Raw genomic sequence first — 14,423 nt, forward strand, 5'->3', positions numbered from 1 at the left:
AAAATACTCAGTTTCACAGTAATAAAACAACAAACTAGGTTTGTTTGCGTGAAATAGCGACACCTAATTGGTAAAAATACAACATCAATGCCTGATTGAGTGATGTACGCAAGTTACCATGAGGATAAATGCCAAGTCTAGCTTCCGTTGATTTTTTTGTGCCTTGCACCAAAAACGCATTTTTGATCTCGTGATCTTGAATGCAGGCCTCAAATGCACGGGCAGCCATCTCCTGAGGCATCGCATAATAATACATTTTTAGCGCGCGATCAGCCTCTACGGATCGCACAAAGTACTCATTTGGCCTTTTTTGATCATTTAAAAACAATAACGAAAAACAATCGCTCAATTTTTGATTCAATGGGTGGTTGTTCATAGGCGCGTTGTCAAGCCAGGCCTGTGTGGCAAAGCTACCGGCGGCAATACCGTCGAACATGCGCGGCGCTATATAATGATCGAAGGCGTGAAACCACTCGTGAGCTAACGCCCCGGCTCCTGCATTTTTTGCTAGCGCAAGCTGTCTTTTCGCACTGTTGTAGTGGGCACTGCTGTGTTTTTGACCGCCACTGCCAAATGCCAGTGACAGGGAGCCGTTTAACGATAACACCTGTTCATTGATATTTAAGATCGCCACCAGATCGTAAAGTGCATCGAAAAAGAGGTTGGCAGCGATCTGTTGTTCTTCTGCTGTTACCCATCTACCCACAGTGATCGTAGCGAAATTAAACAGTTTGCGAATATCTTGAAATGAAACATCAGCGCCGTCCCTGTGGCTTGGGCCGTTGCGATAGAACTGCTGATGAATACGACCTTTATTTTCCAACGTTGATATCCAAGTGGATTAAATATTTATGCCATTGAGACCAGTAGCTGTTCACACCAAGCTTCAATTCGAGCATCGGTTTTGTCGTATTGGTTTTCATCATCAAGAGATAAACCTACGAACTTGGTTTTATCTTCGGTCAATGCTTTAGAGGCGGTAAAGTCGTAGCCTTCGTTGGGCCAGTACCCCACAATATTACAACCTGAAGGCATTATTGCATCGTGAAGCATGCCCAACGCATCTTGGAACCATTCACCGTAACCAAGTTGATCGCCAAGGCCGAATAGTGCAATGGTTTTACCTGCTAAATCTAAGCCGTGAACCTCTTCCCAGTGAGACTCCCAATCTTCTTGCAGCTCGCCGAAATCCCAAGTGGAGATACCAAATATAATAATGTCGTATTCGGCCGTGCGCGTTAGGTTAACGTCTTTAATGTTGTGAAGGTCAACAATATCTTCGTCAAAAAGGCTATTGAGCTGCGCTTGGATTTTTTCTGCTGCCATTTCGGTATAGCAGGTTGTTGAGCCGTAAAATAATCCGATGGACAGTGCGCTATCACTCATTAGATACCTCTTTTGAACTAATCGTCTTTGGAAGCTGGGAATTCTACCTCTTTACCGTTGCTCAACAAAGCTTTGCACTGAACATCGGTGTTTTTCTGTGAAATTTTTAATACACCAATGGCACAACCGTTGAATAATTCGCCATAACCCAAACTTGGCTCTCTCGCTTTTACCGACATATTTCGGCGTCTCGTGAAAAGGTTCAGCGGCGATTTGGAGCGATAAAGCACACGGTTTAATCTATCTAGCCATTTGATTAATCCATCCGGAAAGGCGTTTTTTAATCCGCTGCAGGTGAACTGGGTGATGTGAGGGCTGTTACGCCTAAAGCGCAGGCGTACATCGTATACAAAGGAATAGTGCACATCGCCAGATAGAATGATGAAATCGGGGGGCGTTTTGTAATGCCTGAATATATTTAATATAACATTCGCTGTGCCTTTGTGGGCCATCCAGTTCTCAGCGTCAACAGTAAGCGCCTTGCCAAAAAACGTAAACACCTTTTGAATGGCTTCGATAACCTTTACACCATAAATGGGAGCGGCAGAGACAACGATGACAGACTCTTTGCCGATTATAGAATGCTGAAAATCACACAGTGCTTCCCAGTCCATTAGCCCCGAGGGCTTATTCATATTAGATTCGGAGCGCCAGCGCTGTGTGCGGGTGTCTAAAACCTCAATAGGTGGTGTGGTATCTAAACGGTAATGCCACTGATCAAAATCCAACAGATCATCAATGATTTCATCGTGCGAGTTTAAACCACTTTCTCCCATCGATTCTTGTACTTTAGCAATTAATGGCGCTACTTTTTTAGGTGCATTTCCCCAGCCTTGGCAAAGCAAATAGCCAATGAGCGCATTGCCGATCATGCGTTTTGATAAAGGGTTGCCATAGACTTCTTGCTCCCAGCCCCGGGTTAAGTTCCAGTCGTCGGTAACATCGTGATCGTCAAAGATCATATAGGTAGGAATGTGTGCCAGGGCTCTACGTACCTGCGGTAGCTGTTTTACAAAGCCATTAAGCGCCTCGTATTCTTTATCGAAAATAGCGAGGTATTTTGGGGGGAGCCCCTCTTTATCTATATTGATATCAGCCCAAAGCGTGTCCGACCACACCAGCAAATACATTGCGATGATCTCTGCACTGCCAATTAAATGGTTTTGTGCATTTACCGATGTGAATACTGGTTTTTTCTTAGCGCCAAAGAATATTGAAGATAGTACTGTGTTGGTCGCTATTTGTGGAAGAAGCTGTTCACGTTCATAAAACCCAAATTCATGGGTTGCAAGTTCACTCGTGTTGCTCACCACTGCGCCCTCAAGCGCTTCGTGATAAAGACCTAAACGCTCTATCACACAGTGAATGGCTTTAAGCATAGGGCCAGCGACATCATCTGCGTAAATTTGATCCCCTGTCATCAACAAAAGATCAGGAAAGTTCTCACCCTCTTTAAACGCATTCTCATGAAGAACGTCAACCTGCGCGAGCGCATCATCGTCGTGAAAGTGGGGTTTGCGGCAAGAGCCGTGCAAAATAGTTTCAGGCGTTTCTGTGTAGTGAAAGCTTGGCGAAGTTTGACCATCGTAGAGTATTGCGCGCTGTTCTTTTTCCCATCTGGTTTGGGAAGACGAATCGTCAAATAACAGTTTATAGCTAATTCGTGCTCTGTCTTTAAAAGTATCAGCGGCGTAAAAAGAGATAAGATGGATGAAAGCATGAGAGCCTACGCGTACAGTTTCACTCTGACATTCACCCGCTATGGTCTGGTCACAGACCGACAGTTTCAGTTGTGGTGCTTCGGCGTCACTGGTGACTACCCATATATGGCTTTCAGTAGGCGTCACTTTTCTAACTATTGGCCCTGCTATGACTTGGGGCAATTGCTGCGTAGGAATGACTTTCTCCTTCAATACTTGATTTGATAGCTAAAACTTTTCTGCCTCAATACTAAGAAGCTTTACAATCTTTATCGTGTCTTTTACAAGCCACAAACGCAGTCGCTATGTAAATAACCGTTATAACCTTACTCTTTTTTGTGCGTAAACGGTATGCTCGATATACTCCCTTACAATTTTTTCAGTTTTATCTTTTGCTCTCGATATGCCGAGTCGAGAGAGGACTTCATTTTATGCTTAAATATTTATCCGCCACCGTTTTAACCGCCATGCTGGTCACCGCATGCAGCGAGCCCAAAGATGTCATTATCAGTTCAGAACCTACCGATTTGACAGAAACAACAGTAGGAAAGTGGATCCTTGATGAATCTGGAAAAGTTATGTTTGACCCCCAAACATCAGGGCTAGTGGTGCTAGACGGACAGCTAGTAACCATTGCTGATGCAAGTGCGGATGTTACGCAGCAGTTGAAGTTGCATACTATTTCGCCTGAAACAGCAACGCTCGTTGCCTCTAGTGAGCGCTTTTCATTCTCAAGGGAAGTGCGCCGAAGCTGCTTCTATAGTTACTTAAGCGAACAACCAGATTTAGAAGCGTTAGCGGTAGACCCTAGAGATGCTAATGTCATTTACACCGTCACAGAAGATGCAACCCGTACTGGTGCCTTAAGCCCTCGTTGTGAAACCAAGTACGAAGATACAGGCTCTACAGACTACCCAACCCTATTGGTCAAACTAACGCAAAAGGACAATGGTGATGTTGAAATGTCAGATGTGCGTCCACTTCAGTTTCCGAAAGGGTTCGAAGTAGGAAACTTCCCTAATGATGGTATTGAAGGCCTGACTATGGCGGAAGACGGCACTTTGTATTTGGCGCTTGAGAAAGATAAAGCTGGACAGCCAAGAATTTTTACATTGGCAGTTGATGAAGACTTTTTCTCATCGAGCGATTTTGCAACTGTGAGCGAACCAGACCTTCAGCTCCCTTCGTTTACCTCGGGTAATCACCCCTTAAATGGCTTGGCTTTATATACGCACTCAACAGGCGCATCGTATTTATTTGGCGCCGCAAGAAACGACAATGAATTGTGGGTAATTGATACCACTGGTAGCAAGCCAACAAAGCGCATTCCCATTATTTTTGATGTTGCCAGTGACCAGAATTGTAAACAGTACACAATGGATAATTCTTCAATGGAAGGGCTAGTCACTATTGATAGTACGCTATGGATCATTAACGATCCGTGGGAAAAGAATTACATGAAAAATGCGACTTGTGAGGCGCATGAAATGCGTTATGAAGATTTAGCGCCATTGTTGTTTTCGCTTAAAATCAATGACGCTTGGTTTGATTAGCGTCTATCTACTTACAATGTTCTTAAAACCGAAAAAGGGTTGCTACCAAGCAACCCTTTCGTTTTAAGCCAACCTGTAAACGTCGCTAAAAAAGCTGTCTTTACCTATGCATCGCTGCGAAGGCGAGAAGCAAAAGTCTTTTTAAATTTTGCAAGTTTAGGTGCAACTACCATAGAACAATACTGGTTCTGCGGATTATTTTTGAAATAATCCTGATGATAGTCTTCGGCGTCATAGTAGTTATTCAAGGCTACTACTTCAGTGACTACCGGGTCAGGCCAAATTTCTTCTTCTGTGATTTGTGCAATAATTTTTTCAGCTTCCGCTTTTTGTGCGTCGTCATGATAGAAGACGGCGCTGCGATACTGTGTACCCACATCATTACCCTGTCTATTTAGCTGAGTAGGGTTATGTAGCGCGAAGAAAATTTCTAATATTTCACGGTAGCTGATGTTGTCGGCATCAAAGGTTACTTGTACCACTTCTGCATGACCAGTGTTTCCCGTACATACCTCTTCATAGGTAGGATCGGCTTTTTCACCTCCAGCATAGCCAGAAATTGCTTTTTCTACACCTTCAACGCTATTAAACGCTGATTCGATACACCAAAAGCATCCGCCTGCCAACGTGGCTACTTGTAAATTTGCCATAATAAAACCTCTCATAATCTTTGCTTGTAGTGTGGGTGCGGGTAGGGCACAACACAAGTCATCCAAGCGTGTTTTTTTATCGTATAAACGAATATTAAATAAGAATAACGTGCGACGGCTTAAAACGGTTTTAAACTGGCCGCTACAAGAGTGCTGATAGTGCACGGCAAACGCGATGTATTTTTTGTTTTTCCATGTTTGCATGGGCGAGATCGTCTTTTAAGCGATAAGCGTCTTATGTAGCAGAGGTAGGTAGAAGTGATTATTTTTTACGATGGTTATTGCCCTTTGTGCATAGCCGAAATGCGTCATTTACGCAAAAGAGACAAGGATAACAAACTCACCCTGGTCGACATTCAGGCCCCTGATTTTGCAACTCGCTATCCAACCATGGATTGGCATGCGCTTAATGCCAGAATTCACGGGCTTCGCGATGATGGCACTTTAATTACTGGGCTTGATGTTACCCATGAAGCGTGGAAAGCAGTAGGTATGGGCTGGGTTTATGCTCCGCTTCGTTGGCCTGTTATCCGTTATGTGGCTGATGCTTTCTACAATGTATTCGCAAAACATAGATATACCATTTCTTACCTTTTAACAGGAAAAAAACGCCAGTGCGACCGCTGTGTACCGGGAGAGCCGAATGGAAAATAACGTACTTATAGTGGGCGCATCTGGTGGGATAGCGTCTGCGCTTATAGAGCAATATCGCAGTGCGGGCGCAAAAGTGTTTGCTGTAAGTCGTTCAGCTGCAACTGAAAGCAACAATTCAGAGAACGTCTCCTACCATCAAATTGCTGAACAGGATGATAAGCACATCAGCGAATTCGTTAAGCAACTTGTTAAGCAAGAGGTTGTGTTGGGTACAGTAGTTATAACCACCGGTTTTTTGCATAACGAAAGCGACGGTATTCACCCCGAAAAGCGCTTAGAAGATGTCAGCGAGGAAGCCCTGACCGCGTACTTCGCGACAAACAGCATTATTCCCGCTATATGGCTTAAGCATTTGGTCAATGTTATGAGTAAAGAAGGGGCCACCCTTGTTTGCCTAAGTGCGAGAGTAGGGAGCATATCAGACAACGGGCTTGGCGGATGGTATGGCTACCGTGCCTCGAAAGCCGCGCTCAATATGTTTATCAAAACAGCGTCGGTAGAGTACAAGCGCAGATTGAAAGATGTCATGCTGGTATGTTACCACCCAGGTACCGTTGATACCGGGCTGTCGAAGCCATTTCAAAAAAATGTAGCGGCTAAAAAACTCTTTACCCCGGAATTCACTGCAAAACAACTTATTCACCACCTTTCAGCGCTTAATCGGGACCAGACTTGCCATTTTATCGACTGGAATGGCGAAGTGGTAACTTGGTGATACGGCCTAACATCGTTTCAGTAAGTTCAACATCAAGACTTTTTATTTCACTGCTGTTACCATGCTATTTTGGGAATGGTGCAGCGTATTGATACGCCCATAGAGGCAGCAATACAACGCGTTGACGCCACACGTGAGTCATAACAATAAACGCCATCCTGATAATAAATAATATCAGTTCGCGCAGCTTGATATCGATGAGTATTAAGCGCAAACAAAAAGTACACATTATGAGTGCAAAAAGTATTTTCTCTATACAAGGCTTTTTTGTATTTCACGATGGGTGATAAGCGAACTGTTATAACAATAACTCAACAAGAGGAAGGGATATGAGCGGGGCCAGAGAACAGTTCGGATCGCGCATAGGTTTTATATTGGCTGCTGCAGGCTCTGCAGTGGGCATTGGTAATTTGGTAGGTTTTCCAGTCGGTGCAGCTAAAAACGGCGGTGGTGCATTTCTTTTAATGTACGCTATTTTCGTTTTTGCCATTTGTTTACCGGTGATGCTGGCAGAAATGTCAGTGGGTCGCCATGCTAAAAAAGACCCGCTTGGTGCATACAGTGATATAAGCGGTAATGAAAAGAAATGGAAAGTCGCGGGGTGGCTCGCGATTGCCACGCCGTTTATGATTGCCGTTTTTTACATGGTTATTACCGTGTGGCTATTTGGTTATTTATTTGAAGCAGTAAGTGGGAATTTAGACAGACTAGCAGACCCCTCAACCTTTGGGGTGTTTATTAATTCAGAGTCTATTTTCGTCTACATGGCTGTTGTTGTTGGTGTGGTTTATCTTATCCTTCAAGGTGGTGTAAAAGAGGGGATAGAAAAAGCGGCGAAGCTGCTGATGCCCGCACTTTTTGTAATGCTCATCGGCCTTGTTATCTTTGTACTAACTCGCGAAAACGCAATGGCAGGCGTAGAGTTTTATATTGTTCCTGAATTTTCAAAAATTACAGCAGAAGTAGTGAACGGCGCACTATCACAAGCCTTTTTCTCATTGTCGTTAGGTATGGGTATTCTTATTACTTACGGTAGTTACATCGATAAACGTGCGGATGTACCAAGCGCTGCAAAGCTTGTTGCATTAACTGATACTGCAGTGGCGTTTACCGCAGGTTTAATGATTCTTCCTGCCATATTCTCTTTCAACCCAGACATTAATCCTGATGAGTTAAGTGAATCGTCTGTAGGTATGATTTTTACTTATCTGCCTAGTATCTTCTTAGCACTGCAAGACTCCATAGGCTATATGGGGGCTTCGATTGTCGCGAGCCTGTTTTTCCTACTCGTGTTCTTTGCGGCAATTACGTCTCTAGTGTCTATTTTTGAAGTACCCGTAGCAGCACTAATGGACGAAAAAGGCGTGAGCCGTAAATGGGCGCTAGGTTCTTTGGGTAGCATTATGATTTTATTGGCTATCTTAAGTGCATTGTCGTTTGGTAAAGTTGATATGCTGACGTCATTTATGCACTATGCAGGCGCCGATAAATCGCTGTTTGACGTAATTTACGATGTATTCTACGAAACTATTTTGCCGTTAAACGGCCTGCTAATCTGCTTGTTCGTTATTTATCGCTGGAAGAGTGCTAATTTTAATGCTTCTTTGGAAGAAGGCAGCAGCGGCTATAAAGGCAGCTGGTTCGAAAAGTATGTGGATGTTTCGTTGAAGACGTTTATTCCGCTTATTCTACTTGTGATTTTTGTAAACACGGTGGCGGTAAAATACTTCGGGTTGAGCCTTTTTGGTTAATAAGGTTCACGACAAAAATTACTAAATTTATCGCACAATAGTAGTAAATTAAGATGAAAAACGGCAAGCGTGAAGCTTGCCGTTTTTGTTTTCAACGAATTTTTTTCACTCACTGTTCTTGAAAAGTTACTCGGTTAACACATTAGGTTAAACGCACTTCAACCCAAGAGAACTGTGTTAGAAAATGAGTCAATATAAGACTTAAAACATGCGGTAAGGGTCGCCATACTCTGGCGTAATGTTAAGCCTTTCCCAACTTTGTGTAGCGTCGATAACCTTGCCGCTAGGCTGAGCTTCTGTATCAGAAAAGTGTGGTGCGTCTATACCCAGAGCGTTAGCTGCATCTACATAATAAATACCGCGTTTAGGGTGAGATAAGCTACAAAGGTGTATAACGTCGTTTAGTGGCTTGTCGCAAATAATTGAGGTTAACGCAGATACAATGTCGTGCACATGGACAAGGTTTATTCGTTTATTTCCTGCATCCAACTGTCTTCCACTTAGCGAACGGGCAGGATGACGGTCTGGACCTACTAAACCGGCTAGACGAATAATACTGATATCAACCTGACCTCGTTTAGACAACAAATAGTCTTCAATAGTAACGTGTGCCTTGGCCGAAGCTGTTTGCGGCTGTGTAGTGCTAACTTCGGTAAATACTTCGTTAGTGGCATCGCCATAAACTGATGTAGTACTGATAAAAACAATGTGCGCGACGCCTGCGCTTAGTGCAGCATCAATAAGTCGCACCATATTGTCAGTAAATGATTCGAGGTTGGTGTTTCTTCTACCCGGGGGAATATTTAGCAATAGGGTCGCGTTTGGTAGGTGGTTGCATAGCGCCGATGTATCATCGCCCAGTGCATATTCAATTGCGGTGATACCTTGTTCTTTTAACGCCAGGCGTTTCTGTTGGCTTCGAGTAGTGCCAATAATATTGACCTTGCCCGACAGTGCGTTGCCTACATAGCCGGCTAACCAGCCATAGCCACTAATTACTACATTCTGAGTCATCGATTAAATTCCCCTTTGTTTAGGGCTTAAGAGTACATCAATCGGGGGGCGGATGTCGTTAATACGCCTACCATTAACTGAAAAAGCAGAAATCTGAGTGAGGAGAAATATTAAAAAGTTAGATAGCGAGCGCTATAAAAACCGACTGTTTTTTCAGTCGGTTTTCAAAGTAAGTGATACAGAAAGGTAAGCAGTTTGTTGTAGCGGGGATAGTTCGCTAAATTATTCGACTACATTTTCATTTCGTCATTGTGCCCGTTGTGACCATGATGGTCGTTGGGGTCAATATCCAGCAGGTTCAAGTCATCAAGCCCTGATATAGATGCCTGCATTTTACCTTCGGCATAGTCGGCTTTCTTCAGTACTTTACACAAGGCATCACCTTTTTCTTCCAGCGAAGCGGCTTGGCTTTCCAAACGGTATTCTAAATCTTCACCCCAGCGCTCCATCTTTTGCTCGAATTCAGACATATCACCACCTTCCCACAGCATTTGCGTTCCAACCGCGATAAGAATTCTGCCCATAGATTCACTGATCAAAGATTCAATTTGTGTTTCAAACTCTTGCTCCCAGCTTTCGTCAAACCAACCTGGCTCGTCAAATTTCGTAGAATCTACGCGGATATTACCCGCGTCATCATAAAATGAGGTGTTTAGTTTGGTCTCTAGTGAGTTGAACAATTCATTGAAATCATCACCCATTTGATCGCCGCCCAACAGTTCAGTAAACACTTCAGTTACTGCTACACTGGCAATTTGTAGGCCTTCACTGGCAATAGTAAGGGTCATAGGAATAGCAATATCAATGTTGTTGTAGTATTCACTTACCCAACGCTGTTGTTCGCTATTTAGCGAAATTGACTCACCGTTGATGGTCATATTGTGTTGAGCATCAATTGTCATTACCGAACCGTTGTCCATCTGAACCGTAAGGTCGCCTTGGTAATACTGAATATGGCCATCAAGCTCCATGTCGCAGCTGTTGTTCTGAAAACTTGTGTCATGCGCGAATGCGTGGCCGCTTATCAAAGCACTGGTAACAGCAACTGAAAGTAATAGTTTGTTAGACATTGTTCATTCCTTAATTTAGGTGTAACACATCAACCTTGTTCTAAGAGCTGCGACGGGTTGTAGAGTCACTATCAAATAAACACTAGCGTTATTTGCTGGTATATCTTTAGTAGAGCAATGGCCTTGCCAAAATTTAAAGTTTATATTTTTCAGTTAGTTAGGTTATGTGTGCGTTTTTTTAGAGCAATTTCCAATTCACTATTTAGTGAAATTGCTAATTAATTAGTAGTTTTGACTAAGATCAATTAATACCAATAGCGATACATTTAAGCCAATCCAAGCATGGTTAAATCTTATTTATTGGTGCATAATACCGCCAATATTTTTAAGGGGTTATCACAATGGCTGATTGGATTAATGCAATTATGTTTGGTGTTGCGCTAATTGCCTTTACGCTAGGGCTAAGCAGCATCGTTATGGGCTTTATGACTGCAAAAGCAGGTGCTGAAGGTATGCAGGAAAAAATCGAGTATGGTTTTTTTGGCGTTACTGGTTTAGTACTTTGTTTACTGATGGCCTACGCACTGGCTTAAAGCGATAAGTATTACGAAAAAACCGGCTATTACAGCCGGTTTTTTTTGCCTTTAAAAAACTGATATTACTTCTAGTGGCTGTTGTCTTTGCGGCCATCTTCGCTTTTGCCCTAAGCTTCTTTTGGCGCAATAACTTATCTTGGCGTATTAGTCATCAATAAGGTGTTGCTCAGGTTCCTGTCGGGCATCTTTTCCATCAGTGCTGTTAAACACGCTATGTTCACCATGGGCTAGCAAAGATAAATGCCCGTCACGCTGATAAGCGCGTAAGTCGAACAGGTCAAGCATGGCCATAACATGGTCAAAAATATCTGCCTGCACTTTCTCGTATCTCACCCACTCTTTTTGTGCACTGAAGCAGTAAATTTCTAAAGGTAAACCAAGCTCATTAGGCGGTAGCTGCCTAACCATTAAGGTCAGTTCTTGGTTAATGTCTGGGTGTTTACGTAAGTAAGCCTCTAAATACGCCCTGAAAGTACCAATGTTAGTAAGGCGACGGTTGTTTAACAGATCCGATTCATCAATAGAATAATCTCTGTGGTAGGCACGAAGCTCGTTCTTCTTTTTCTCGACATACTCATTGATATAACGAATTTTGGAAAAGCGCTCTAGCATGTCGTTGTCGCAAAGCTTGATCGAGTGCACATCAATATAAATAGCACGCTTAATTCTACGACCACCAGACTCCTGCATGCCCCGCCAATTTTTTACCGCTTCAGTGGTAAGGCTATAGGTCGGCAACGTTGAAATAGTCTTATCCCAGTTTTGAACTTTAACGTTGGTTAGACCTATCTCGAGTATTTCACCATCTACTTCATACTTAGGCATGGCAATCCAGTCGCCTGTATTAAACATGCGGTTGGCGGCAATTTGAATACCGGCAACAAAGCCTAAAATGGTGTCTCTGAATATTAATAGCAGCACAGCTGCAATGGCGGTTAAGCCAGAAACAATAAGCAGCGGGCTTCTATCTACAATCAATGAAATACTTAACAATATGGTGACAATAGCAAACGCTAACTTAGTAACCTGAATGAAGCCTGTTATTGGTGCGCGCCGTGAAAGCGCAGATGCATTGTATACGTCCTCTACCGTGCTCAGCATGGCGTACAGGGCCAACAACCCGCTATACAGCATGTACAGTTGAGCACTTTTAATCACCATTGCGTGCATTACTGCTTCGTTATCGATAAGTACCGGGGTGGTAACGTAAATAAAGAGCGCCGGGAAAAGGTGCATCAAACGCCTAAAGAAGCCGTGTTCTTGTAGCGCGTTATCCCACTTATTATTCGACTTATATACCCAGTTGGCAATTTGGGGGCGCACTAGCAGACGCGCAACCACGTAGATTAGGATTGCTACGAATAGTATAGAGCCTAGAGCAAGCAAATTGTAAAGCGGATCTTCAGTGGTTAAATTAGGAAAAACGTCTTTGACCAAATGAATGAAATGATCGCGTACTGAAGCACTGACTTCCATTATTTACGACTCCAACAGTTTCTTAATACGGTTGTCTTTATTTTCCCACAGACCATTTAACCAGTTTTGGAAATAAAGACGAAACTCAGACTCAGTGCGTTCTGATTCTTGTTGTAGCTCTGGTACAGGAGTCACGTTTACGTCGATAACGATTTTTGTCATCTGTCCGCTTAGCATTGCCATCATGGGGTGACGTTTATTTTCTGGGTAAAGTAACGAGATATCTAGCACGTTAGTGAATAGCTCACCCATAGCTGAAAGCGTGAAAGAAACCCCGCCCGCTTTTGGTGGCAGTAGGTTTTCGTAAGGGCTTTGCTTAGACAAGTGCTTTTGGGTTGTAAAACGCGTTCCTTCCACAAAGTTGATGACGGTAGTCGGAACCGTTCTAAACTTTTCACAATACGCTTTAGTGGTTTCTAAGTCCTTGCCTTTCTTGTCCGGATTTTTTTCCAAATATGCGCGGGTGTATCTATGCATAAAGGGCATATCAAGCGCCCAAGCGCCTAATCCAACAAAGGGTAACCAGATGAGCTCTTTCTTGAGAAAGAACTTTGGCGCGGGAATGCGGTGTGTGGCGAACTCAATGAGCAGGATAATATCCAAATAACTCAGGTGGTTAGCGATAATCAAATACCAACTGTTTTTTGAAAGCTCACCATGAACCGAACACTCAATATCAACCTTATTAAATAGCTTGATTAACAGCACACTAATACGCCCAAAACTAAACATTAGGGCATGCATAACCTTGTTCCAGGCAGTTCTAATTCTTCCATTTGGTAACAGCAGTTTTACCAAGCCAAGTAGAATAATTAGTCCGCCCCATAGAGCGAGGTTGAGAATTTGCAGCGTGGTGTGCAAAACAAAAATAAAAGGCGCTAGTACTACACGGATCATAATGGTTTCTGAGTTGCGTTAAGTGAATTTAAAAGCTGATCTTTGGCGTGCCATTGTTCATTTAGCCATGTTTGAAAACGGGCGCGAACTTGTGGGTCGTCAAAGTAACTATCGTTGAATACGCCATTTTCCATAATGTCTTTAATAGGCATAACCTTAATATTTACGCGAATGTTCCGTACCTTGCCGCTCACAAAGTCCCAGTAAGATGGAACACCGTTCGGGTAGTCTATGGTTACATCAATAAGCTTATGCAAATGCTCTCCCATAGCCGATAGAACAAAAGCGACGCCGCCGGCCTTTGGTTTTAGTAAGTGATTGAAAGGCGATGCTTGCTTGTCGTGCTTTGCTTGCGTGTAGCGCGTGCCTTCAACAAAATTCATTATGCTTACTGGTTTATTGCGAAACTTCTCACACGCTTTGCGCGTGGTTTCCATATCTTTACCCTTAAGATGTGGGTTTTTAGCCAAGAAAGATTTTGAATATCGGCGCATAAATGGAAAGTCTAGCGCCCACCAAGCAAGGCCTAGTATCGGCACATAGATCAATTCCTTTTTAAGGAAAAACTTTAGAAAAGGGATCTTTCGGTTGAATACACGTTGAAGAACTAAGATATCGACCCAAGATTGATGATTAGCAATAACGAGATACCAATCGTCTCGAGTAAGTTTTTCAAGTCCGTTTACTTGCCACTTGGTACGCCCACTAATGCGCTGATTGAGGTTATTGACACCAATCCACGCAGTGGCACATGCGTCAAGCAAATAGGAGATGAAGCGACGCCATGGGGCAAAAGGGATTAACTTAAAAATCGCGAGTATGAATATAGGCGTTGACCACAAAACTGTGTTCAGGAAATAGCAGATAACCGAAATAGTGCCAACAATATGGTGCAACAGGGCTTTTACCATTGTACTTACCTCAAAAATTAGGCGCTTAGTGTAAACGAACTTGATCTAAAATCCGATAGAGCCTTTACTGATTCCACAATAAAGGTGCAAATTTATGAATTTAAGGAGCT

Annotated in this window: 14 protein-coding genes; 5 read left to right on the forward strand and 9 right to left on the reverse strand. The window is 43.1% G+C overall.

What is annotated here, in order from left to right; all coding sequences use genetic code 11:
- Positions 1–34: 34 nt before the first annotated feature.
- Genes ACXAFM_RS12495 through ACXAFM_RS12505 form a run of 3 tightly spaced genes read right to left on the reverse strand, consistent with a single transcriptional unit; the run spans position 35 to position 3,269 of the window.
- Entirely contained in the window at positions 35–823 is a 789-nt protein-coding gene (locus ACXAFM_RS12495) for a CLCA_X family protein (RefSeq protein WP_474829883.1), read from the reverse strand.
- A 26-nt stretch (positions 824–849) separates the two neighbouring features.
- Positions 850–1,386: a flavodoxin FldB gene (fldB, locus tag ACXAFM_RS12500; RefSeq protein ID WP_474829886.1), complete on the reverse strand. Its 537-nt coding sequence runs from the start codon at positions 1,384–1,386 to the stop codon at positions 850–852.
- Between the two features lie 17 nt (positions 1,387–1,403).
- Positions 1,404–3,269, reverse strand: coding sequence for a metallophosphoesterase family protein (locus tag ACXAFM_RS12505; RefSeq protein WP_474829888.1), 1,866 nt, complete (start codon positions 3,267–3,269; stop codon positions 1,404–1,406).
- A 248-nt stretch (positions 3,270–3,517) separates the two neighbouring features.
- Here ACXAFM_RS12505 and ACXAFM_RS12510 point away from each other — a divergent pair, with 248 nt between their 5' ends.
- Positions 3,518–4,639, forward strand: coding sequence for a hypothetical protein (locus tag ACXAFM_RS12510; protein WP_474829890.1), 1,122 nt, complete (start codon positions 3,518–3,520; stop codon positions 4,637–4,639).
- 104 nt (positions 4,640–4,743) lie between these two features.
- Here the strand turns inward: ACXAFM_RS12510 and msrA are convergent, their stop codons facing one another.
- Entirely contained in the window at positions 4,744–5,289 is a 546-nt protein-coding gene (msrA, locus tag ACXAFM_RS12515; protein WP_474829892.1) for a peptide-methionine (S)-S-oxide reductase MsrA, read from the reverse strand.
- Between the two features lie 258 nt (positions 5,290–5,547).
- On the opposite strand from msrA, the gene ACXAFM_RS12520 reads away from it, so the two are divergent.
- The 3 genes from ACXAFM_RS12520 to ACXAFM_RS12530 all read left to right on the forward strand — a co-directional run bounded on the left by ACXAFM_RS12520 (position 5,548) and on the right by ACXAFM_RS12530 (position 8,409).
- Positions 5,548–5,943 carry a thiol-disulfide oxidoreductase DCC family protein gene (locus ACXAFM_RS12520; protein ID WP_474829894.1) on the forward strand — a complete coding sequence of 132 codons (396 nt, stop codon included), beginning with the start codon at positions 5,548–5,550 and terminating at the stop codon, positions 5,941–5,943.
- On the forward strand, positions 5,933–6,658 hold the full coding sequence (locus tag ACXAFM_RS12525; RefSeq protein ID WP_474834721.1) for an SDR family NAD(P)-dependent oxidoreductase: 726 nt from the start codon (positions 5,933–5,935) through the stop codon (positions 6,656–6,658). The genes ACXAFM_RS12520 and ACXAFM_RS12525 overlap by 11 nt, the downstream gene beginning before the upstream one ends.
- 329 nt (positions 6,659–6,987) lie before the next feature.
- Positions 6,988–8,409 carry a sodium-dependent transporter gene (locus ACXAFM_RS12530; RefSeq protein ID WP_474834723.1) on the forward strand — a complete coding sequence of 474 codons (1,422 nt, stop codon included), beginning with the start codon at positions 6,988–6,990 and terminating at the stop codon, positions 8,407–8,409.
- A gap of 201 nt (positions 8,410–8,610) precedes the next feature.
- On the opposite strand, the gene ACXAFM_RS12535 is transcribed toward ACXAFM_RS12530, so the two are convergent.
- Positions 8,611–9,423 carry an NAD-dependent epimerase/dehydratase family protein gene (locus tag ACXAFM_RS12535; RefSeq protein ID WP_474834725.1) on the reverse strand — a complete coding sequence of 271 codons (813 nt, stop codon included), beginning with the start codon at positions 9,421–9,423 and terminating at the stop codon, positions 8,611–8,613.
- A 230-nt stretch (positions 9,424–9,653) separates the two neighbouring features.
- On the reverse strand, positions 9,654–10,493 hold the full coding sequence (locus tag ACXAFM_RS12540; protein ID WP_474834727.1) for a DUF2884 family protein: 840 nt from the start codon (positions 10,491–10,493) through the stop codon (positions 9,654–9,656).
- 341 nt (positions 10,494–10,834) lie between these two features.
- Here ACXAFM_RS12540 and ACXAFM_RS12545 point away from each other — a divergent pair, with 341 nt between their 5' ends.
- A complete protein-coding gene (locus tag ACXAFM_RS12545) occupies positions 10,835–11,026 on the forward strand; it encodes a hypothetical protein (RefSeq protein WP_014950735.1) in 192 nt (63 codons plus the stop codon).
- A 147-nt stretch (positions 11,027–11,173) separates the two neighbouring features.
- On the opposite strand, the gene ACXAFM_RS12550 is transcribed toward ACXAFM_RS12545, so the two are convergent.
- From ACXAFM_RS12550 to ACXAFM_RS12560, 3 genes are read right to left on the reverse strand one after another with little or no spacing between them, the layout of a single operon-like run.
- On the reverse strand, positions 11,174–12,505 hold the full coding sequence (locus tag ACXAFM_RS12550; protein WP_474834729.1) for a mechanosensitive ion channel family protein: 1,332 nt from the start codon (positions 12,503–12,505) through the stop codon (positions 11,174–11,176).
- A 3-nt stretch (positions 12,506–12,508) separates the two neighbouring features.
- Positions 12,509–13,402 carry an acyltransferase gene (locus ACXAFM_RS12555; protein ID WP_474834731.1) on the reverse strand — a complete coding sequence of 298 codons (894 nt, stop codon included), beginning with the start codon at positions 13,400–13,402 and terminating at the stop codon, positions 12,509–12,511.
- Positions 13,399–14,313, reverse strand: a complete 915-nt coding sequence (locus ACXAFM_RS12560) for an acyltransferase (protein WP_474834733.1) — start codon at positions 14,311–14,313, stop codon at positions 13,399–13,401. Before ACXAFM_RS12560 ends, ACXAFM_RS12555 begins: the two co-directional genes overlap by 4 nt.
- Between the last annotated feature and the right edge of the window lie 110 nt (positions 14,314–14,423).

Source organism: Alteromonas sp. ABD4_190 (genome assembly GCF_056160105.1).